General features: G+C 57.8%; 15 protein-coding genes. All 15 read right to left on the reverse strand.

The window, feature by feature from the left end:
- Nucleotides 1-18: 18 nt before the first annotated feature.
- The 15 genes from ASTEX_RS13725 to ASTEX_RS13795 all read right to left on the reverse strand — a co-directional run bounded on the left by ASTEX_RS13725 (nt 19) and on the right by ASTEX_RS13795 (nt 18,787).
- The gene (locus tag ASTEX_RS13725; protein WP_013480233.1) at nt 19-777 is read right to left on the reverse strand and encodes a lysophospholipid acyltransferase family protein; all 759 of its coding nucleotides are present in this window, start codon (nt 775-777) and stop codon (nt 19-21) included.
- A 98-nt stretch (nt 778-875) separates the two neighbouring features.
- Entirely contained in the window at nt 876-1,934 is a 1,059-nt protein-coding gene (locus ASTEX_RS13730) for a GGDEF domain-containing protein (protein WP_013480234.1), read from the reverse strand.
- Nucleotides 1,935-2,035: 101 nt separating this feature from the next.
- Nucleotides 2,036-3,541, reverse strand: a complete 1,506-nt coding sequence (locus tag ASTEX_RS13735; RefSeq protein WP_013480235.1) for a DEAD/DEAH box helicase — start codon at nt 3,539-3,541, stop codon at nt 2,036-2,038.
- A gap of 152 nt (nt 3,542-3,693) precedes the next feature.
- The gene (gene parE / locus ASTEX_RS13740; RefSeq protein ID WP_013480236.1) at nt 3,694-5,700 is read right to left on the reverse strand and encodes a DNA topoisomerase IV subunit B; all 2,007 of its coding nucleotides are present in this window, start codon (nt 5,698-5,700) and stop codon (nt 3,694-3,696) included.
- 215 nt (nt 5,701-5,915) lie between these two features.
- Nucleotides 5,916-6,587: a TorF family putative porin gene (locus tag ASTEX_RS13745; RefSeq protein ID WP_013480237.1), complete on the reverse strand. Its 672-nt coding sequence runs from the start codon at nt 6,585-6,587 to the stop codon at nt 5,916-5,918.
- A gap of 371 nt (nt 6,588-6,958) precedes the next feature.
- Nucleotides 6,959-7,594: a TorF family putative porin gene (locus ASTEX_RS13750; protein ID WP_013480238.1), complete on the reverse strand. Its 636-nt coding sequence runs from the start codon at nt 7,592-7,594 to the stop codon at nt 6,959-6,961.
- Nucleotides 7,595-7,855: 261 nt separating this feature from the next.
- Nucleotides 7,856-9,295 carry an ammonium transporter gene (locus ASTEX_RS13755; RefSeq protein WP_013480239.1) on the reverse strand — a complete coding sequence of 480 codons (1,440 nt, stop codon included), beginning with the start codon at nt 9,293-9,295 and terminating at the stop codon, nt 7,856-7,858.
- A gap of 333 nt (nt 9,296-9,628) precedes the next feature.
- Nucleotides 9,629-11,035: a type I glutamate--ammonia ligase gene (glnA, locus tag ASTEX_RS13760; RefSeq protein WP_013480240.1), complete on the reverse strand. Its 1,407-nt coding sequence runs from the start codon at nt 11,033-11,035 to the stop codon at nt 9,629-9,631.
- A 42-nt stretch (nt 11,036-11,077) separates the two neighbouring features.
- Nucleotides 11,078-11,416: a P-II family nitrogen regulator gene (locus ASTEX_RS13765; RefSeq protein WP_013480241.1), complete on the reverse strand. Its 339-nt coding sequence runs from the start codon at nt 11,414-11,416 to the stop codon at nt 11,078-11,080.
- Between the two features lie 361 nt (nt 11,417-11,777).
- A complete protein-coding gene (locus ASTEX_RS13770) occupies nt 11,778-14,237 on the reverse strand; it encodes a TonB-dependent receptor plug domain-containing protein (RefSeq protein WP_013480242.1) in 2,460 nt (819 codons plus the stop codon).
- Nucleotides 14,238-14,683: 446 nt separating this feature from the next.
- Nucleotides 14,684-15,268 carry a 50S ribosomal protein L9 gene (gene rplI, locus ASTEX_RS13775; protein ID WP_013480243.1) on the reverse strand — a complete coding sequence of 195 codons (585 nt, stop codon included), beginning with the start codon at nt 15,266-15,268 and terminating at the stop codon, nt 14,684-14,686.
- Nucleotides 15,269-15,280: 12 nt separating this feature from the next.
- A complete protein-coding gene (rpsR, locus tag ASTEX_RS13780) occupies nt 15,281-15,559 on the reverse strand; it encodes a 30S ribosomal protein S18 (protein WP_013480244.1) in 279 nt (92 codons plus the stop codon).
- Between the two features lie 12 nt (nt 15,560-15,571).
- Nucleotides 15,572-15,946 (reverse strand): 30S ribosomal protein S6, encoded by a 375-nt coding sequence (gene rpsF / locus ASTEX_RS13785; protein ID WP_013480245.1) that lies wholly within the window; start codon nt 15,944-15,946, stop codon nt 15,572-15,574.
- 206 nt (nt 15,947-16,152) lie between these two features.
- Nucleotides 16,153-16,680: a peroxiredoxin gene (locus ASTEX_RS13790; RefSeq protein WP_013480246.1), complete on the reverse strand. Its 528-nt coding sequence runs from the start codon at nt 16,678-16,680 to the stop codon at nt 16,153-16,155.
- Between the two features lie 115 nt (nt 16,681-16,795).
- A complete protein-coding gene (locus tag ASTEX_RS13795) occupies nt 16,796-18,787 on the reverse strand; it encodes an alpha/beta hydrolase family protein (RefSeq protein ID WP_013480247.1) in 1,992 nt (663 codons plus the stop codon).
- Between the last annotated feature and the right edge of the window lie 88 nt (nt 18,788-18,875).

Consider the following 18,875-nt stretch of genomic DNA (forward strand, 5'->3'; position numbering starts at 1 on the left):
ACCTTATATCTTATGTATTTAAGCGGCAACGGGCCCTTCACTGACCAACTCGGAAGGTTCAACCGGGCCGCCGCGCACTTCGGCAATCAGTTCCTGTGTGCGGCCTTCGATGCGTGATTGCAGCACTGTCATGAACTGCGCTTTGTCGAGGCCGGGCGCGATCGGTTCAAGGAACTCCAGCACCGCTGTGCCGGCGGTCTTGCGGTACTGCGTTTCCTGCCAGAACAGACCGAGATTGGTGGCGACGGGCACTACGGGGCGGTTGAAATTCTTATACATGTGCCACACGCCTGAACGATAGCGGCGATAGGTGCCGGGCGCATTGAGGTGGCCTTCGGGGTAGATGAGGATGTGGCGGCCGTCACGGTCGGCTTCGGCCGAACGCTGGCTGAGACTGCGTCGCGCTTCGTGGCCGCCGCAATTATTGACGACAATGGCCCCCAGCTTGCGCAGCAGCGTGCCCATCAGCGGAAACTTTTCCAGATGATCGCCGGTGACGAAGGCCACGTCCTCAAACTGCGAATAAAGACAAAAGCCGTCGCCCCAGGACTGATGCTTGGCGGCGAAGATGACCGGCGTGTCCGGCACGAGGTGACGCCCGCGCACCTCAAGCCGGATGCCGGCTAGTACCCGCATGGCCCAGACCATTCGCCGCGTATAGCGCTGCACCACCCACAGAACCGGTTTGCGACCCGGCAAGAGCGACAGGCCAATAGCCATCAGGCTGTAGCCGATGGAGAAAACCCAGTAGGCAAGGGCGAAGGCGAAGGCGCGCATGGTAGTATCCACAAAGAAAGCTGGTGACGGGATCGCCACCAGCTTCTTGTTGCATAAATTTGAACAATGTTCAAATTATATTTTCTCAGTTATGTTTCTCAGGCGGCGTCGGTCGCTTTCAAGGCCGATTTGGCACAGGTGACCATGTTGCGACCGTTATTCTTCGACTGATAGAGGGCCTTGTCGGCGCGATCAAGCAGGTCGTAGGCGTCTTCGCCGTAGTCACGCTCGGCGATGCCAACAGAAATCGTGATCGTGCCAAGATCTTCATTCGTGGAACGGCGCTTGAGCACGCGGGAGGCGATTTCCTGTCGCGCTTCGTTGAGCAGACGCTCGACGACAGCCATATTTTCGCTGGGGAAAATCATAGCAAATTCTTCACCGCCGTAGCGCGCGGCCATGCGTGGGGCGCGACCAATGCGCGACAGGACTGAGGCGACGTAACGCAGGACCTGATCGCCCGTCTGATGGCCCCAGGTGTCGTTGAAGCGTTTGAAATGGTCGATATCGAGAACGGCCAGAGTGATATTCTTGCCTTCGTCGCTGTCGCAGTGGCGTTCCAGCGCTTCGTCGAAGGATTTGCGATTGGCCAGATTGGTCAGGGCGTCGGTCATGGCTTCCAGGCGCACCTGATCGAGGTGTTTACGCAGACGTGCCACTTCGCGTGAGGACTCGCTGAGGCGAACCTCGAAATGGGCGTGCTGGTTTAGGATTTGCGAGGTGGCGTCCGTCAGACGCCCGACTAGCTGGCGCAGGCGTTGTGCATCGGAATCACCGTCGATGCTGCTGCGTGCGCCTTCTAGAGTCTCGTTATAGTCTTTCTGCGCCTTCTGGGCTTCGCTGATGACTTCGCTGACCGAGGCCAACTCACGCGTCAGACGCAGGCCTGCGTCGCGCACTTCGTCATTCAGCTTGAGGCGGGAAATGAATTTCGAAGCGAGGCTTTCGGAGATTTCCTCGGTAATCTTCTCACCCGAACCGATCAGGCGATGAATTTCCTGCGCCAGAGCCGAGTTGGGATCGCCCGCGACATAGAGCCAGATTTCATAATTGAGCGGCGTCGGCCAGACCCCGTGCACTTCCATAAGCCGAATGGCCTCGACTGCCAGGCTATAGGCATTGGAACTGCGAACGCTCACTTCTATGTCGTTGCTCATAAAGGCTTCCTTGTGTCACGAATCGGGTGACGAGAAACACATTAAGTCAATTTCTCTGACAGGCGGTTAACGCGGGAACTTATTTTGCGTTACCCTTGCCCTCAGCGATAGGCGCTGCGCAGCATAAAGGCCGGCACATGGCCGCCGAAACCCTGACAGTCCGGACCTTTGGGCAGGCTGTCTTCGTTGTCTTTCAACGGAAAATCGTCAGAGACTGCCTTTGCGCGCGGGGGCGGGGTGTCTGCCGCAGTGGATTTGCGGCGGCGCGTTTTTTTCTCCGGAGGCGGCGCGGCATCCACGACGATCTCTTCCGGGACTACGGCTTCGGTGACCGCTTCAACGGCCGATTCGCCCTTGCGACCGCGTTCACGGCGCGGGCGAGCCGAACGGTCGCGCTCAGTGCGTTCACCGCGACCGCGCGCAGGCTTTTCGCGCTCTGGACGCGCATCGGCCAGCGGGCTCCAATCGACATCCAGCTCCAGCGTATTCGGCTCTTTCTTGATGAGCTTCAGAACCTTATCGTAGTTCTTTTCATCGTTGGGCGCGAGGATGAGATAGGCTTCGCCCGTGCGACCGGCGCGGCCCGTGCGGCCAATACGGTGTACATAGTCATCGGCATGGTGTGGCACATCGAAATTGAAGACGTGGCTGACGCTGGGGATATCCAGCCCGCGCGCCGCGACGTCAGAAGCCACCAGCAGTTTCAGTTCACCACTGCGGAAGGCATCGAGCGTCTTCATGCGCAAGGACTGATCCAGATCGCCATGGATGGGGGCCGCATTAAAGCCGTGTACCGACAGAGACTTGGCGACGATATCGACATCGGTCTTGCGGTTGCAGAAGACGATGCCGTTATTGATCTCCAGCTGCCCGATGAGGGTGCGCAGCGCCAGACGCTTGGCCTTGGCCAGCAGTTTGGAATCGCCCGAAGGCACGCGATAGACGTACTGGGTGATATTTTCGTTGGTTGTCGCCGGGCGTGAGACTTCGATGCGGACCGGGTTCTTCAGGAACTGCTCGGTCAGACGCGTGATTTCCGGCGGCATGGTCGCTGAGAAGAACAGGGTCTGACGAGACGGCGGTGTCAGCTTGAAGATGCGTTCGATGTCGGGGATGAAGCCCATGTCGAGCATTCGGTCAGCTTCGTCAACCACCATCAGCTGTACGCCGTTGAGCATCACCTTGGAGCGTTCAAACAGGTCGAGCAGACGGCCCGGCGTGGCGATCAGGACATCGACGCCCTTGTCCAGCTTGGCCACCTGATCGGCCATGGAGACGCCGCCGATGAGCAGGGCCCAGTTGAGCTTGCAATATTTGGCATATTTCTCAAACGCTTCGGCCACCTGATCGGCCAGTTCGCGGGTCGGTGCCAGCACGATGGCACGCGGCATCCGGGCGCGCGAACGACCCGAAGCCAGCTTTTCGATCATCGGCAGGGTAAAGGCCGCTGTCTTACCGGTGCCGGTTTGGGCGATTCCCAGAACGTCCAGTCCGATCAGGGCGATGGGTATGGCCTGTTCCTGAATGGCGGTCGGCGTATCATAGCCGGTATCGGCTACGGCTTTCAGGATATCGGGGTTCAGGCCTAGATCGGTAAATTTGGTCATTCAGCTTTGAAGGGTTGCCGTTTCGGACAGTCGCAGGAAAAATCAGCCGCCGCGTAAGCGCGGACACGGCGATAAATACGCCGGTAAAGGCTTTGCGGCCTCTAGTATCAGATTTTACATAAAAGGACAGAGATTTATTGCGCTGCGGCGGCTCAGACGTCCAGATCATCGCCGACAAATTCGGCGTTTTGCTGAATGTACTTGAAGCGCAGTTCCGGTTTGCGGCCCATCAGGGTCTCGACCAGATCCTCGATGTCGCTCTCATTCTCAGGCAGGGTGACGCGCGCAAGGGTGCGCGTCTTCGGATCCATGGTTGTCTCTTTGAGCTGCGCCGGCATCATTTCGCCCAGACCCTTGAAGCGGCCGATTTCGGGCTTCTTGCCCTTGAACTCTTTTTCAAGGATTTCCAGCCGGTGCGCGTCGTCCTTGGCATAGACGATCTTGGTGCCGTGGCTGATGCGGTACAGCGGCGGCATGGCCAGATAGAGGTGACCATTGCGGATCATCGACGGCATGGTGCGGTAGAAATAGGTGATCAGCAGTGAGGCAATGTGCGCGCCGTCCACGTCGGCGTCAGTCATGATGACGATGCGCTCGTAGCGCAGGTCGTCTTCTTTGAAACGCGCGCCGGGCTGCACACCCAAGGCCAGCCCCAGATCGGACAATTCCTGATTGGACTTGGCCTTGTCAGCAGTGGCTGAGGCGATGTTGAGGATCTTACCGCGAAGGGGGAGGATGGCCTGCGTATTGCGGTTACGCGCCTGTTTGGCTGAGCCACCGGCGGAGTCGCCTTCAACGATGAACAGTTCGGTGCCATTGGCGTCCTGACGTGCGCAGTCGGCCAGTTTGCCCGGCAGGCGAAGCTTACGGGTGGCTGAGGCGCGCTGCACCTCCTTGTCCTTACGCTTTTTCAGGCGGTCTTCCGCGCGTTCGACGACGAATTGCAGCAGGCGGTCGGCCTGTTTTGGCGAACTGATCAGCCAGTGATCGAATGGATCGGCCAGCGCCTTTTCGACCAGGCGCTGGGCCTCGCTGGAGGATAGGCGGTCCTTGGTTTGACCCTGAAACTCGGGGTTCTTGATGAAGACCGAGATCACCACGCCGGCTTGCGCTACTACGTCTTCGGCAGTGATAATGCCCCCGCGCTTGTCGCCCGTCATCTCGGCATAGGTCTTCAAAGAGCGAGTGAGGGCAGCGCGAAGGCCGGCCTCATGCGTGCCGCCGTCGGGCGTGGGGATGGTGTTACAATAGGACTGAGTAAAGCCGTCAAATTCACCGAACCCGGCCCCGGACCAGGTGACGGCCCATTCGACGGCCCCGGCTTCGCCTTGCCGCTCTACGCGGCCGGAGAAGATGTCGGTGACGGTTTCGGTTTCCTGAACGCGCTCGGCCAGATAATCGGCCAGACCGTTGGGGAAGTAAAACTTGTCTTCTGCCGGTGTATGGTCAGAAATCTGGCTAGGGTCGCACTTCCAGTGGATTTGTACGCCGCGAAACAGATAGGCCTTGGCCTTAGCCATGCGGTAAATTCGTGCCGGTTTGAAGTGCGCGCCGACGCCGAAAATCTCTTCATCCGGCTTGAAGCGTTCGCGGGTGCCTCGCTTTTTGGAGGGCGCGACCTGACGGATGGGGCCCTGACTGAGACCGCGCGAAAAGACCTGCTGCCATTCGAACCCGTCGCGCCATACGGTCACCTCGAGGTGTTCAGACAGGGCATTGACCACCGAGACGCCGACGCCGTGCAGACCGCCGGAGGTCTCATAGGCCTTGCCGGAGAATTTACCGCCGGAGTGCAGGACGGTCATGACAACCTCCAGCGCTGATTTGCCGGGATATTTGGGGTGTGGATCGACGGGGATGCCGCGTCCATCATCGCGTACTGAGAGATAGCCTTCGGCATCCAGTTCGACCCAGATAGCCTTGGCGTGACCAGCGACGGCCTCGTCCATGGCGTTGTCGAGCACTTCGGCGAACAGGTGGTGCATCGCCTTTTCGTCAGTGCCGCCGATATACATACCCGGACGCTTGCGCACCGGTTCCAGCCCTTCAAGCACCTCAATCGCCGAAGCCCCGTAACCTTCGGCGGTCAGGGCCGAGGGCGCGGGAGCCGAGGTCTTGGCGGGCTCAGCTTTGGCGGGAGCGGGTTTGGCAGTAGGCATGGCTGGCGTATCCGTTTGAGACACGGGGGCGTCGCCGCCGAAGAGAGAGGGCTGTGGAGGCGTAGTGGACATGCGCGTACTGTGTACCGATTCGGTGAATTTCCATCCGGCAGGCGATGGAGGGCGTGAACAATCCATAAACAAAAAAGCCGCAAACCCAAAGGGGTTTGCGGCTGATTTCTGTGGCTTAATGCCAGATGGATTAGCCTAAAGGCTTAGAACGCCGCCTTGAGGGTCACAGCGATCTGCTCCTTCATGTTGTTGCGACCATCTGCGGTCCAACCCAGATCGTGGTCGCCGGTGTCCCAGTAGCGGACGTCGAGTGACAGGTTCTGGGTCAGTGCGTAGCCCGCACCGATGTTCCAGGTGGTGTAGTCACCGTTGGTCAGTTCCTGCTTACCCATGGCACCCGAAACCGACCACTTTTCGGTCAGCGGGTAAGCCGCGTTCAGCTCATAGTAAGGATTTTCCAGCGTCTCCCAGTTGGTGTACATGGCGGCACCAATCGTACCCTTACCCATCGGGTGCGTGAAACCAGCCTTCAGCTCGCCGAAGTTCAAGGCGTCTTCGTCCGGATAGGCGTAATAGATAGCGCCGAAGTCGAACGACCAGTTGCCAACGGTCGGCTTCAGGCCAGCGTACAGATCAACTTCCAGCGAAGCGTCCGAGCCGAAATCGACGTTCGAAGCCCAAGTGCCAGCGTAGAACGAACCGTTGGTGTAGTCGATACCACCCTGAACAGCGGCTTCCTTGTTCGACTGCGAGATACCGCGCCAGACATAGTTATTGGTGGCGGCGATGTTGTAGCTGAGGGCGCCTTCAGCGGAGGCGGCACCTGCGACCAGAGCGCTGGCTGCGATCGTAGCGGCGAGGAGGAACTTCTTCATGGTCTGTATCCTGTTTTATGGTTCAGATTATAGGCCGCAGTACGCAGCTGCGGTGTAAATCGATAATGAATGTAGCAATTTTTACGCTGCGTACTACCCCCTGCGGAAGGTTTGGCAGCGCTTGATGTAAAATTGTCACGAATCTCTAACGCGATGTTCACAAGCTATAAATTCAATTATATAATTGAAATTAAATAATAAAAATTGAATTTCAGGTGGCCTTTCTCCTCTATGTGTTGCAAATGTGGCGAGGTTTTCCTGCGGCGCAGCGTTACTTTTGCGCCGCAGTGCGCAAAAAGCGAATGGGCCGCAACCCAAGAAACCGCCTGCGCGAGTCGCGGGCGGTTTCCTGATCAAACCGTATCTACGTCTTAAAACGCGGCCTTCAGGCTTAGAACTACACGTTCGTCGCTGTAGCGTGTATCGACGTCGGTATCGTGGTAACGCAGGTCGACAGACAGGTTGGAGGTGAGGGCGTAAGCGCCGCCAAGGTTCCAGGTGCTGTAGGTGCCATAGTCACCAAATGCGCCGGAAACGGACACTTTATCGGTTAGGGGATAGGCGGCGTTGACTTCGAAATAGTCTTCGAAATTATCATCTGTGTTTAAATAGGCCGCCGCACCGATTGTGCCCTTGCCGAGGGGGTGGCTAACGCCCAGTTTGACCTCCTCAAAATTCAGGTCGTCTTCCTGCGGATAGAGATAAGCCAGCACGCCGATGTCGAAGGTAAAATTACCTGCTGTGGGCTTCACCCCTGCGTAAAGGTCCAGCTCATAGTCGGCCTTGCCACCGAATTCGACGTTTGATGCCCAAGTGCCGGCGTAAAACATACCGTTGGTGTAATCGATGCCGCCCTGAATGGCCGCATTTTCATCGGTCTGGGTGACGCCACGCCACACGTAGTCGGTGGTAACCCCGATATTATAGCTGACCGTACTTTCGGCCGAGGCGGCGCCCGCTGTGAATAGAGCCGTAGTGGCCGCGGCAATGATAATTACTTTTTTCATGATGACTTCCTCATTTTTTAATGGAGCCACCTGAACGCTCCTCCTGCATAGTATTGGCGCCGTGAAAAATTTTACGACGCCATCAGGTTCATTGTACATGCGAGAAAAGAAATTTCTATTGCGTGGTTAATAAACAAATGACGTGTAACAAAAATGCAAAGTTCTAAACAATAGCGTTGAGAGATACTATTTTAAATTTAGATAAAAAAAATGGAGCGCCCGAAAGCGCTCCATCTGTATCACGGATTTTGTATTTAAGTATTAGTGATGCACTTCGTCATGGAGAGCCGAGTCTAGACCCGCTTCTTCATCCGCTTCCGACACGCGCAGGCCCGTAGTGAACTTGCATATGACGAGGATGACAAGAGTGCCGATGGCCGACCACAGGATAGTGTAGACAAGACCCATGACCTGCGTAAGGACGCTGGCACCTTCCGACAGGCTGTTGATCGCCGGGTCGGCAAACACGCCTGTCAGGATAGCGCCGAGTGCACCGCCCGCACCGTGGATGCCGAAAGCGTCCAGCGAATCGTCGTAGCCGAGCAGCTTCTTGACCCACGAAGCGAAGACGTAGCAGACCGGACCCGCGATCAGGCCAATGATCAGGGCGCCCGTCGGGTTGACGAAGCCCGCAGCCGGGGTGATAGCGACCAGACCTGCCACCAGACCAGACAGGATGCCGAGCAGCGACGGCTTGCGACGTATGGTCCATTCGACCAGCTTCCACGACAGGGCCGCCGCGAGTGCCGCCAGGATCGTGTTGAGCAGAGCAGCTGCACCGATGCCGTCCGGAGTCCAGGCCGAGCCGGCGTTGAAGCCGATCCAGCCGACGAACAGGAGGGCGGCACCAATCATAACGAAGATCAGGTTGTTCGGCGCCATTTCTTCGGTGCCATAGCCCTTACGACGGCCGAGGAAGAGAGCCGCAACCAGACCGGCCACACCGGAGTTCACGTGAACAACGGCACCACCGGCGAAGTCGAGCACGCCCATGCTGCCCATGAAGCCGCCGCCCCACACTTGGTGACAGATCGGTGCGTAGACGAAGACCGACCAAAGGGCCATGAACAATAGCAGACCCGACAGTTTGATACGCTCGGCGAAGGCGCCGGTGATCAGGGCCGGAGTGATGATCGCAAAGGTCATCTGATAGGAGATCCACAGCATTTCAGGCAGGCCGGGGGCCAGATTGAAAGCCGTATCCTTGGTGACGCCCTTCAGCAGGACCGTATCAAAACCGCCGATGAACTTGTTGACGGTCTCGGCCGGAAGTCCCAATAGCGCCTTGTCAGCCACCCCGAAGGACAGGCTGTAACCGACAACATACCAGAGGATGCCGGCGACGCACGACACGGCGACGGATTGCGTCACAGTGGCGATGACGTTCTTTTTACGCACCATGCCGCCGTAGAAAAGGGCCAGACCCGGCAGGGTCATCATAAGCACGAGGGCAGTCGAAAGGAAGACGAAGGACGAGGACGCGAGGTCCAGTTCCAACGGCTTCTGGTGAGCGAGCAGGGTTGGAGCCGGCGGTTCGGCTGCAGCCGCTTCAGCCGGAGCGGCCTCTGAGGCCGGAGCCGCTTCCGAAACCGCAGCTTCGGAAGTGACAGCCGCCGCGTGGGCGACGGTGACGACCGGAGCCGCCATGAGGAGGGTTGCGGAGGCCGCAAGCACCTTTGAGAGTTTAATCCACGTTTTCAAGTTATCCCCCTTGGATAAGCGGATGTTGCACTGGCGAAGAGTGCCGCCATCCGATTGTTTCGCAAAGGGTTTTATTGAGACCTGAGGCAGAGAGCGGGCGTCGCGGAGCGCAATGCGTCATTTATGTGTCAATATGGCCGCCTTAAACGCGCAAACCCAGAAAAACGTTTTGGTAACATATGAGACTATAAAGGTATCGCTTGAAATTAAATCTGGAACCGACATGACGTAACGGTACCAAGTGGTGGGCTTTGTCGCCAAATACAAACAAGCCGCTCCTTTTCAGGAGCGGCTTGTTCTTTGAAATCAACCCCTTGCAGGGAGATATTCAGCTTAGCCTTTGTAGTACATCTCGAACTCGATCGGGTGCGGACGCAGTTCGAAGGCCATCACTTCTTCCATTTTCAGTTCAATGTAGGAGTCGATGAAGTCGTCGTCGAACACGCCACCCTTCTTGAGGAAGGCGCGGTCCTTGTCGAGGTTGTCGAGGGCTTCACGCAGGCTGCCGCAGACTTCCGGAACGGCCTTTTGCTCTTGCGGCGGCAGGTCGTACAGGTTTTTGTCGGCCGCGGGGCCCGGATCGATACGGTTTTCGATACCGTCGAGACCAGCCATCAGCAGCGCTGTGAACGTCAGGTAGGGGTTGCCCAGCGGATCGGGGAAGCGCGCTTCGATACGCTTGCCCTTCGGAGAGGAGACCCACGGAATGCGGATCGAGGCGGAACGGTTACGCGACGAATAGGCCAGCTTCACCGGAGCTTCGTAGCCCGGAACCAGACGCTTGTAGGAGTTGGTCGTCGGGTTGGCGAAGGCGTTGATGGCCTTGGCGTGCTTGATGATGCCGCCGATGTACCACAGGCACAGGTCCGACAGACCGGCATACTTGTCGCCGGCGAACAGCGGCTTGCCGTTCTTCCAGATCGACTGGTGCACGTGCATACCCGAACCGTTGTCACCGAACATCGGCTTCGGCATGAAGGTCGCGGTCTTGCCGTAGGCGTGGGCGACGTTCTGCACGACGTACTTGTAGAGCTGGGTACGGTCGGCCATGGTGAGCATGTCCGAGAATTTCAGGCCAAGCTCGTGTTGGGCCGGAGCCACTTCGTGGTGGTGCTTTTCCGGTTCCATGCCCAGTTCCCCCATGACGGCGAGCATTTCGCCGCGCAGGTCCTGACAGGAGTCCACCGGGTTGACCGGGAAGTAGCCGCCCTTCGGGCCCGGACGGTGACCCATATTGCCTTCGGCGTATTCCTTGGCTGAGTTGATCGGCAGTTCCGAAGAGTCGAAGGAGAAGCCGGTGTTGTTCGGCGCGATCGACCAGCGGACGTCGTCAAACAGGAAGAATTCGGCTTCCGGACCGAAATAGACGGTGTCGCCGATACCGGCCGACTGTACGTAGGCGAGCGCCTTTTTGGCGATCGAGCGCGGGTCGCGGTTATATGGCTCGTTGGTGTCCGGATTGATAACGTCGCAGAACAGGAAGAGGGTGGTCTGCTGATAGAACGGATCGATATAGGCCGTCTTCAGGTCCGGGCGCAGCTTCATGTCGGATTCGTTGATGGCCTTCCAGCCGGCGATCGACGAACCGTCGAACATGGTGCCGTCATTGAGGAAGTCTTCATCGACGAGATCGATGTCGAAGGTCACATGCTGCATCTTGCCGCGAACGTCGGTGAAGCGAACGTCAACGTACTTGACGTCCTTTTCCTTGATGAGCTTGAGAATGTCTGCTGCGGTCATTTTTTGACGCCCTGGGTTTTTGGTTGGGTAGTTTGGAGAAGATCAGACCGCTTGCGGTCCGGACTCCCCGGTGCGGATGCGAACGACATCGATGACGTCGCTCACAAAAATCTTGCCGTCGCCAATCTTGCCCGTGCGTGCGGCGGTCTGGATGGCCTCAAGTGCGGCCGGTGCCAGATCGTCGGCAACCACGAGTTCAATTTTGATCTTCGGCAGAAAATCAACAACATATTCCGCACCCCTGTAGAGTTCGGAATGTCCTTTCTGGCGGCCGTAGCCCTTGGCTTCCAGAACGGTCATACCCTGCACGCCGATTTCCTGAAGGGCTTCCTTCACTTCGTCCAGCTTGAAAGGTTTGATAACAGCTTCGATCTTTTTCATGAGCAATCCTGATCACGACCGTTAACAGCGAAAATCTTTTGCATTGCGACAGAATGCAAGCCAGATTCCGGTGAAACAGCTCACTTGACTGTAAAGATTTATTACGATGCGTGAGCGCACCCGTCCTGCCTTTAGACCCAGACGGGAGCGAATTCAAAAGGAAAATACGCCTGTTAGCTGATTTCCCCTATTCGGTGTCCGCTTATAGGCGCAGCGCAACCCGATATGATTGCGCTTGAAATTAAATGCAGTCGTGGATCAGGTAAAGTTTAAAACGAAACGCACCCAACAAAAGCGTCTAAAGCCTGAGAGAGCCCCGCCGCGAAGGACGGGGCGTGAGCATACGTCAGAAAGTTGTCCCTCACCACGACTTGGTGATGCGGGTGTAGAGATAGCGCCCATTAAAGCCGAACGGTGAGCGGGCGCTGAAGGCCGCACCGCCGTTATACTGGGTGCTGGCGGTTGGCGTCAGCGTGCCTGATAGCGTCGTCAGTGGCGTCTGTTTGGGATAGACGTCGCCGATGTTGTCGACGCCTACGGCCCAGGTGACGCCGTTGTCGAACTTGTAGTTGCCGGACACATTGACCACCGTCTTGTCGCCAGTTTCAAAATCAAAGGCGGTGTTCGACTGCGCGACCAGGACCGAACTGTAGGAGACGGCCGAAACGCCCGCTGACCACTTGCCCAGCTTCCAGTCGATAGCCGCGTTCAGCTTGTCCTCCGGCGTTGAACTGGACAACAGGTTCTGATTGACGCGCGCGAACAGGGCCGGGGGTGACGGCAGGCTCGACAGCGTGTTGATGGCCGGGAAGCGGTCGATATCCGTCTCCCCGTGGTTATAAGCCAGGCTGAAATCGTAGGTGCCAAAGCCTTCGGAAGGCAGGCGATAACGTGCGACGAGGTCGATGCCCTTGGTCGTGGTGTCCACGCCGTTCATGAAAAAGCGGGCCGCGTCCACCCCATAAGGCGACAAGAGGTTATAGACCCCCTGATTGCTAATGGTCGTGCCGCTCTTGCCGATCAGGTTCTCGGTCAGGACGATGCGGTCTTCGATCTCGATCTTGTAGGTGTCGAGTGTCAGTTCAAACGGCCCGCTATGGAAGACGAAGCCCAGCGCCAGGTTTTTGGAGGTTTCGGCCTCCAGAGGTGCGGCCCCCAGCGCCTTGGCGACCGAACTCGTGGCCGGGAAGGTCGTGATCAGCAGGGGGATGCCATTGACGAAATTGGTGGCGGTCGAAGAGAAATACTGCTGTTGCAGAGACGGGGCCCGGAAGCCGGTCGATGCCGAACCCCGGATAGCGAAGGCGGGGGTAAAGTCGTAACGCGCTGCGATTTTGGCCGAAGTGTTGTCACCGAAATCGGAATAGTCTTCGTAGCGTACCGCAATACTGCCCGACAGCTTTTCGGTCAGGCTGGTTTCAAGGTCGAGATAGGCCCCGAAATTATGACGATCCACGTCGGCGACGTTCTGCGGGAACAGGCCGGGGAAGCCCTGGGCCCCCTGCGGCGCGCTGAGCGGCCCCTTGGCCCACGATTGTTCCTCGCCCTGTTCGATTTTGTAGGTTTCGCCGCGCGCCTCAAGACCCCATGCTACGTTCAGTGGCTTATACAGGCCGATGTCGAAAGGTTGGACGAAGCTGGCATTCAACACAGTCTGGCTGTAGTCGAGTGAGCCGGAATAGAACCACGTCTTTGAGGCTGTGCCGTAGGAGGCGTTGACGCTATTGGCCGTTGCGTAGTCCAACTTGTTGTCGCCGAAGGTCAGGCTGAAATCGGCGTCCCAGCCGCGCAGACTGCCTTTAACCCCGCCGGTGGCTGACATGTCCTTGGTGTGCACCTGAATAATGGGCAGGAAGCCGTCCGGATAGATGGCCACCACATTGCCGGAGTTGGTCGGGTTGCGGTAGTTGGCGGCGCTGTCGTTGCGCCGGTCCTGATAGCCGGCAAAGCCATAGGCCGACCACACGTCATTGATCGCCTTACCCGCATTGGCAAACAGGGTCAGGCCGCGCTCCTGCGGGTCGCCATAGCGCGACTTGATGGCCGCCGGGGTGACGCGGGTATCGAGGCCGCCGCGTGAGGTGGGCTTGCGGTCCTTGTACTCTCCGGAAAGGGTCAGAAAACCGTCGCCGAGCAGAGGCAGGCCGACCCAGCCGCTCAGCGACAGGCTTTCGCCATCGCTGCGGTTGTACCAGGTGTTCGCCGTCTTGACCCGCGTGTTGTAATAGCCGCCAGACAGGGTGACAGAGCCGCCTCTGGACGCTTCGCGCAGGCGCAGGTTCATTACACCGGCTATGGCGTCGGAGCCGTATTGCGCCGAAGCGCCATCGCGGAGGATTTCGACGGTGCCGAGGGCGGCTTCGGGAATGGTGTTGAGATCGACCGCCGCCGAACCACGCCCGACAGAGCCATTTATATTGACCAGCGCCGAAGCGTGCCGGCGCTTGCCATTGATCAGGACGAGGGTCTGATCTGGGCTCAGGCCACGCAAGGTCGCCGGGCGCACGCTGTCGGTGCCGTCGGTGACCGCTGGGCGCGGGAAGGAAATGGAGGGTGCCAGACGCGACAGAGCTTCGGCCAGCTCGGTCGAGCCCATGCTCTGAAGGGTTTCGCTCTTGATGACGTCCACCGGGGCGAGGGTTTCAAGCTTCGAGCGCTTGACCCGCGACCCGGTCACCACGACCTCGGTGGCCTCCTCGGCGGCGGACTGGGCCAGAGCGGTCGGGGTCAGCAAAGGGGAGGCCGAAAGCGAGAGGGCGATAGCACTGCTCACCCTCAGCAGACGTTGACGGAGAGGGAGTTTGCGCGCGGAAAAAGTCATAAGGCACCACTCTGAGCTGGAAACGGGTTTGGCGAAGACGCTTCGCCAATAAGACAGGCATGTGTTTTCGCCCGTCGCTCAGGTGAGTGTTGACACAAGTTTGTCACATGTGAAGACATCGGGTTTGGGCCGCCAGATCAGGTGCGGAAGACCGCAAAGCGCGTGACGTCCCTTTGTGACGCTTGTGTCAAATACTGATAACAATGATTTTTTTCGCTTTTTGCTTTGGAAGTTTCCGGAGTTATCCAGAGCGTCAAAAAACAACGGTCTAAAGACACCGTTCAGAAAAGAGACGCGCACGTATGCGGAACGAAAGATACCGCCGTGACGTTGCCGAAATGTGACGTTTTTTTGAAGAGAGCGTACGCCATTTTGGCGACTGGACACAAAAAAACCCCCTGAGTCCCGGACTCAGGGGGTTTCTTTTCGATCGTGTGATGGATCGCTTAGTACTCGTACGACTCTTCGATGGCCTGACCGGCACCACCTTCGAGAAGGTCGGCGGCGGCGGCTTCGTCAGCCAGACGGTCTTCTTCAAACTGCGAGGCGATAACGTTTTCGCCTGCGGCCTGACGCTCGGCCTCTTCAGCCGAGCGCGCGACGTTGACCGTGATCGAGATCGTGACTTCCGCGTGCAGGCGCACCTTGAGGGCGTGCAGACCAAGGGTCTTGATCGGGGTGTCGAGAACGATCTGGTTGCGCTCAACCTTGCCGCCGGTTTCGGCGACCGCGTCAGCAACGTCGCGGCCGGTGACCGAGCCGTAGAGCTGACCGGTTTCACCCGCCTGACGGATGATCACGTACTGCTGACCGTCGAGTTCGGCGCCTTGCGCTTCCGCAGCGGAGCGAGCGGCGGCGTTACGTGCGACGATCTGTTCCTTCTGCGCTTCGAAGAACTTCAGATTGGCGGACGTTGCACGCAGGGCTTTGTGACGCGGCAGCAGGAAGTTACGGGCAAAGCCGTCTTTCACCGACACGACGTCACCGATAACGCCCAGATTTTCAACGCGTTCCAGGAGAACAACTTTCATGGGTGCGTCTCCTTACTTCACGACGTAGGGCAGAAGTGCCAGGAAGCGGGCGCGCTTGATGGCCTTGGCCAGCTCACGTTGCTTCTTTTGCGACACGGCGGTGATGCGCGACGGCACGATCTTGCCGCGCTCGGAGATGTAGCGTTGCAGCAGCTTGACGTCCTTATAGTCGATCTTCGGGGCGTTGGCGCCGGAGAACGGGCACACCTTGCGGCGGCGGAAAAACGGACGACGAGCCGGAGCGGAGCCGACGGGAGCGCCCGGAGTGGCGGCGATAGTGTCTTCAGCCATCTTCAGCTCTCCTTATTGCTCAGCGAATTCAGCACGTTCGGAACGCTCAGCGCGCTCCGGACGGTCACGACGCGACAGAACCGGCGACAGTTCCAGATCCAGCTCTTCGACGCGGACGGTAAGGAAGCGGATGACGTCTTCGTTGATCGACAACTGACGTTCCATTTCCTTCACGGCGGCGGCCGGCGCATCAATGGCCAGCAGCGAGTAGTGCGCCTTGCGGTTCTTCTTCACGCGGTAGGTGAGGTTGCGCAGACCCCAGTATTCGATCTTGGCGACCGAGCCGCCCAGTTCTTCGATCAGCGCCTTGAGGGTATCGTTGAGACCTTCCGCCTGTTGCGGCGAAATGTCCTGCCGTGCGAGCACGACGTGTTCATAAAGTGCCATTTGGTCCTCTTCCGTTGAGCGGGGTGGCGCGCATTCGGGCGGAAGTCCCGGACACACGATGGATCATGGCTCCTCACAATGAGGGATGACCACCACGCAAGCGAAGCGGGCGCTATAGTCTATAACGCCGGCATAATCAAGTCTCGGTAATCGCGTGCAAACGGTCTGCAACGGACGTTTTCTGCGCTTCCGATTCTGAAAACCGCTCATTTAAGCCCGTTAGCGGCAGCCAGCAGGCTGGGGACGTGCGTCGCAGCGTCTTTCGAGTCATGCACGAAGGCGATCTTGCTATCCTTGCCGATCACGTAGGAGACGCGGCCGGACATGGGCACCGCCGGCAGCTTGGCGTCGTATTTTTCAGCAATCTTAGCCCCCTTGTCGGAGCCCACCGGGAATTTGCCGCCGCAGTCCGCGGTGGAGAACTTCTGAAGCGTCGGCACATCGTCCGCCGAAAGGCCGACCACGCTGATCTTTTTGGCGGCAAACTTGTCCATGTTCTCGGAGAACTGACGTGCCTCCAGCGAGCAGCCACCCGTAAAGGCCTTCGGATAGAAGTACACGATCACCGGGCCCTGCTTCAGGGCTGATTTCAGCGAAAAATCATGAACCTTGCCGTTGGTGGCGGCCTTGACCATGAAGTCGGGAGCCTTGTCGCCCACCTTAAGCGCGGCAAGGGCGGGCGAGGTGGCGGTGAGGACGAAGGCAGCGGTAACCAGAGCGGCACGGGTGATCATGGGACGTCTCCATTGGATTTCGTAACGTCTTATACGACAGTTTTCTGTCCCTGGCTCAGATAATCCGGGCGAATTTGACTTGTCTCTCGCAACCAAAAAGCTTGCGTTTTGCAAGTTAGGCTCGTCTCAGGTCGGGGGGATTATGCTTTTCAAGGAAGGCGATGGTGGCTTCAAGCATCTGAAGACGTGTCGCTTCTGTGGTCAGCCAGTGATCCTCCCCGGCGAGTACGAGCATTTCTACCGGTTTGCCGGCTTTTTGCATAGCCCTTTGCATGCGCTGGCTTTGTTCTATCGGGACCACATCGTCGTCCTTACCGTGGATGAGCAGAATTGGGACATCGCACTTGTCCACGTGCAGATCAGGGGATGCAGCATCCCACAGGCTCTTGTCGCCCATAAAACGGTTCCAATACTGAAGCGTTGGGCTCAGTCGGCGACCTGTTTCCTTGAATTCCCAGTCCATCATGGCCTTCAGGTTGGATACGCCGGCTACAGCTACCGCACACCGGTATATGCCGGTGTCGAGTGTTACCCCCGCCATGGCCGCATAGCCGCCGTAGGACGCGCCGGTGATGGCAACGCGCCTAGCGTCAATAATGCCCTCCTTTGCGAGGTAGCGCACACCATCGCTCAGGTCGGTTTGCATCTTGCGGCCCCATTCACCGTAGCCCTTCTCGACAAATTCCTGACCATAACCGTCGGAACCACGGAAGTTCGGTTGGAGGACAGCGTATCCGCGCGAGGCCAGCGCCTGTGACCACCACTCGAAACCAATCTCATCAGCACTTTGCGGACCGCCGTGCGGTAAAACCACCAAGGGAAGGTTCTTTGGGCCACGGCCCTTGAGCGCCGGGGCCGGGGGCAGTGTCAGGTAACCATGAATGCTGAGGCCGTCTGCCGCCTTGTAGGTGAGTTCGCTTTTGGGAGCGATCCAATCGGCAGGCAAATCTGCACGGGTTTGTCCCACCAGCTTGTTCTGGCCGGTCGTAAAGTCGATGAAGTAATAGCTTCCGGCGTCATCAACGGCTTCGCTGTAGGCAATCAGCTTACGGGGATCATCCGCCCGCGATAATACGCGCGTGACGATACTGCCTTCGAGCAGAGCATTGGTTTCCTTATGTAATTTTTCAAGCAATGGATCAAAAAATTCGTATTCATTGCCTTCGGGGGAGCGCCGCAAAAAACCGACAAGCCGTTTTGTTGCCGGATGAATGAGTGGAGACACATTGTCTCCTGTAAGTGTGGCTGGTTCGCTCGGCGTGCCGTCCCGTGAAAACTCAATATATTTTCCGTCCCACTTCCCCCCGTTAAACCGAACCAGCAGACTGTCTTCGGCGCGACCTCGTCCGACTAGGAACGGGCGCTCAAGTTCGTCGAACACCTCTTCGTAAATGGTGGTCCACAGTGCGTTGAGATAGCGCAGGCGCCACAATTTTTCGCTCTGCTTGTATTCCGAACGTGCGATCAGAGTGCCGTCGGGTTTATAAACCCAGTTCAGGACGTGTTCCCTGCCTTCATCCAGCTTGGTATAACGGCCTGTGGTGGTGTCGAAAGCCAGCAGGCTGTAAAAAATCTCAGCACCAAACCGCACGTTCGAGGCGGTCACATGGGGTTTACCGTTGATCAAAATGCGCCCAAGGCTGCCCATGACTATTGGGTAGTAGTCCTTCAGATTCTCATAAAGCAGCAAAGAGGTACGCGCTTTTACATCGACGATATGAGCGCGCGAATATTCGTTCTTGTCTCCGATAAATCTGACCAGATCAGCCGTCACAGAGGATGTCACGAGTAACCGATCATTATCGGCCCAAGTCAAATCACGCACTTTCATATCTGTGATGGGCATAAAATTCAGCTTGCCGGATGTGATCTCGTAATCCATCAAGACCAACTGCCCTTTGATGTTCCGAATAAAGCCCACTCGCTTGCCGTCCGGCGATATCGTGACCTCCGACATGTCGGGCAAGCGTCCGTAAACTGAGACAGCCGGACGAGGGGACTCAGCCGCCGTCGCCTTAGAAGCGCTTACTGTCAGTGGAACAGTGGTCAGCAGACCGCTGGCCGACAAAAACTGACCCAGAGCGTGCCGACGATTGATGAATAGCATGATTTCCCCCTTAAAAAGATCCCCTAGCGGAGAAACTATATGTCAACTCATGCACACTTCAAGCACCGCTTTTTGCAAAAGTCCTGTG

This window comes from Asticcacaulis excentricus CB 48, from assembly GCF_000175215.2.
GTDB lineage: Bacteria > Pseudomonadota > Alphaproteobacteria > Caulobacterales > Caulobacteraceae > Asticcacaulis > Asticcacaulis excentricus.

Coding starts and splice junctions, on each gene's coding strand:
- ASTEX_RS13725 (WP_013480233.1), bottom strand. CDS start 777: ATGCGCGCCTTCGCCTTCGCCCTTGCCTACTGGGTTTTCTCCATCGGC.
- ASTEX_RS13730 (WP_013480234.1), bottom strand. CDS start 1,934: ATGAGCAACGACATAGAAGTGAGCGTTCGCAGTTCCAATGCCTATAGC.
- ASTEX_RS13735 (WP_013480235.1), bottom strand. CDS start 3,541: ATGACCAAATTTACCGATCTAGGCCTGAACCCCGATATCCTGAAAGCC.
- parE (WP_013480236.1), bottom strand. CDS start 5,700: ATGCCTACTGCCAAACCCGCTCCCGCCAAAGCTGAGCCCGCCAAGACC.
- ASTEX_RS13745 (WP_013480237.1), bottom strand. CDS start 6,587: ATGAAGAAGTTCCTCCTCGCCGCTACGATCGCAGCCAGCGCTCTGGTC.
- ASTEX_RS13750 (WP_013480238.1), bottom strand. CDS start 7,594: ATGAAAAAAGTAATTATCATTGCCGCGGCCACTACGGCTCTATTCACA.
- glnA (WP_013480240.1), bottom strand. CDS start 11,035: ATGACCGCAGCAGACATTCTCAAGCTCATCAAGGAAAAGGACGTCAAG.
- ASTEX_RS13765 (WP_013480241.1), bottom strand. CDS start 11,416: ATGAAAAAGATCGAAGCTGTTATCAAACCTTTCAAGCTGGACGAAGTG.
- ASTEX_RS13770 (WP_013480242.1), bottom strand. CDS start 14,237: ATGACTTTTTCCGCGCGCAAACTCCCTCTCCGTCAACGTCTGCTGAGG.
- rplI (WP_013480243.1), bottom strand. CDS start 15,268: ATGAAAGTTGTTCTCCTGGAACGCGTTGAAAATCTGGGCGTTATCGGT.
- rpsR (WP_013480244.1), bottom strand. CDS start 15,559: ATGGCTGAAGACACTATCGCCGCCACTCCGGGCGCTCCCGTCGGCTCC.
- rpsF (WP_013480245.1), bottom strand. CDS start 15,946: ATGGCACTTTATGAACACGTCGTGCTCGCACGGCAGGACATTTCGCCG.
- ASTEX_RS13790 (WP_013480246.1), bottom strand. CDS start 16,680: ATGATCACCCGTGCCGCTCTGGTTACCGCTGCCTTCGTCCTCACCGCC.
- ASTEX_RS13795 (WP_013480247.1), bottom strand. CDS start 18,787: ATGCTATTCATCAATCGTCGGCACGCTCTGGGTCAGTTTTTGTCGGCC.